This window comes from Streptomyces alkaliphilus, from assembly GCF_014141535.1.
GTDB lineage: Bacteria > Actinomycetota > Actinomycetes > Streptomycetales > Streptomycetaceae > Streptomyces > Streptomyces alkaliphilus.
In genome coordinates this window covers 1-2,312 of the sequence record NZ_VKHT01000817.1, presented here as the reverse complement: position 1 = coordinate 2,312, position 2,312 = coordinate 1, and the positions used below count along the sequence as shown (strand labels likewise).

The window sequence follows — 2,312 nt, the reverse complement described above, 5'->3', positions numbered from 1 at the left end:
GCCCCCCGGGGCCGGGCGTCGTCGTGGCCGGCGGCCACGCTCTCGTCGAAGTGGTTGGGGGTGGGGCGGCCGGTGTTTCCTCCGGTTGGTCCATATGCCGACGCCAGGAGGTGGTCGGATGTCCCTCGCACCCGGTTTTCCCCCGGTTCGCCGCCCCGCGCCGGGGCGCGGGGCGGCGAACCGGGCGCGTCAGGGGCGCAGGGCGAGGACGCCGTACCGCTCGAGGGTGACCTCGCCCTCACACCGGCGGCCGGTGAGCAGGTCGGTGCCGGCCCGCGGAAGGGTGACGGTCACCGGGTCGGGGCGGTGGTTGAGGAGGAAGAGCACCTCACCCCGGCGCACCGCCTCCACCCCGTCGGGGGCGTCGGCGAGCACGGGTTCCACCCCGGCCCCGGCCGCCGCGCGGACCAGCAGGTTCTCCAGGGCCTCAGGATCGGGCTGGGTGGAGAGGTACCACGTCGTGCCGGAGCCGCCCGGGGCGCCCGCGCGCCCGGGGTCGTCGGCCGGGTCGGTGAACGGGGTGTGCCGCAGGACGGCCGGGCGGCCGTCCAGCTCACCGCCCGCCCAGCGGGCGATCACCTCGGGCCCCTCACCGCTCCCGGCGCCCTGCCGGGGGCCGACGGGCTCCAGGTCCTCGCTCCAGACGGTGCCGGTGGAGCCGTCATCCAACTTTCCGCTCTCCCCCGCCTCCATGGGCCACCACTCGTGGACGATGTCGATGCCCAACAGTTCGCGCAGCCGGGCGTCCATTCCGCCCTCGCGGATGCGGTCGTCGGCGTCGGCGATGCCGGTGAACCAGCCGCAGACCAGCGTGGCGCCGGCCCGGACCCGCTCCACCAGGTTGTCCAGCGCCGCGTCGGTCATCAGGTACAGGTGTGGCACGACGATCACGCGATAGGAGGAGAGGTCGGCCTCCGGGTGGGCGAGGTCGCAGGCGAGATTGCGGCTCCACAGCGCGCGGTGCCACTCGCGCAGCACCTCGGCGTGGTCCACCTCGGCGGAGGGACGGCCGGGCTGTCCGTCGGCCCACCAGGAGTCCCAGTCGTGGAGCACGACGACGTCGGCGGTGGTGCGGGCGTCCACCACCGCGCCGGAGTCGGAGAGTCGCGCCAAATCCGCGCCCAACTCGGCGACCCGGCCGAATCCGCGGGAGCGCTCACCGGAGTGGGGAAGCATCGCGGAATGGAACTTCTCGCTGCCCTGGCGGGACTGGCGCCATTGGAAGAAGCAGACGGCGTCGGCCCCCCGGGCGACCGCCTGGAGGGACCACAGCCGCATCAGTCCCTCGGCCTTGGGCGGGTTGACCCCCCGCCAGTTCACGGCGGCGGCGGCCTGCTCCATGAGCATCCACGGCCCCTTGGCCTGGGAGCGGGTGAGGTCCTGGACGAGGGCGCCGAAGGGGGCCCCGCCGGTCGAGCGGTGGTCGGCACGCGGGTCCGGATAGATGTCGACGGAGACCACGTCCTCCTCGGCCGACCAGCGCCAGCCGTCCTGACCGGGGAAGAGCGGCATGAAGTTGGTGGTCACGGGGATGTCCGCGCGGCGGGCGCGGAGGGCGTCGCGCTCGGCGGTGTGGCACTCCAGCAGGGCATCGGAGGTGAAGCGGTGGAAGTCGAGTTTCTGGGTCGGGTTGACCAGGTAGGGGGTGCGGCGCGGTGGGATCACCTCCGACCAGTCGTCGTAGCGCTGGCTCCAGAAGGCGGTGCCCCATGCCTCGTTGAGGGCGTCGAGGTCGCCGTATCGGGCCCGCAGCCAGCGGCGGAAGTGTTCGGCGGTAACGTCGCACCAGCAATGGGTGCAGTACTCGTTGTTGACGTGCCACAGGCGCAGCGCCGGGTGATGGGCGTAGCGGTCGGCGATGTCGCCCGCCAGCCGTACGGCGTGCTCGCGGTAGATCGGCGAGGAGGGGCAGTACTGCTGACGGGATCCGTACCACTGGACGGTGCCGTTCTCGTCCCGGGGCAGGGTCTCGGGGTAGCGGGCACCCATCCAGGGGGGTGGGGAGGCGGTGGCGGTGGCCAGGCAGACGCCGATCCCGGCGTCGTGGAGCAGGTCCATCACCCGGTCGAGCCAGCCGAAGTCGCGGACGCCGGGGCGGGGTTCGATGCGCGCCCAGGAGAAGACACCGACGGTGGCGAGGTTGACACCGGCCTCGCGCATCAGGCGCACGTCCTCGGACCACACCTCCTCGGGCCACTGCTCGGGGTTGTAGTCGCCACCGTGGAGCAGACGTCCGCGGGTCACGTCGGAGAGGGAGGCCATGGGCGGGATTCCTCGTTCCGTGCTCGGAGGGGTGGTACGGGCGGTACGGG

At 73.1% G+C, this 2,312-nt stretch carries 1 protein-coding gene; it reads right to left on the bottom strand.

The genetic code is table 11. The annotated features are described in order from the left end of the window. Positions 1 to 189 precede the first annotated feature (189 nt). Positions 190 to 2,262, bottom strand: coding sequence for a beta-galactosidase (locus FNQ90_RS20085; RefSeq protein WP_182607644.1), 2,073 nt, complete (start codon positions 2,260 to 2,262; stop codon positions 190 to 192). Positions 2,263 to 2,312: the final 50 nt, after the last annotated feature.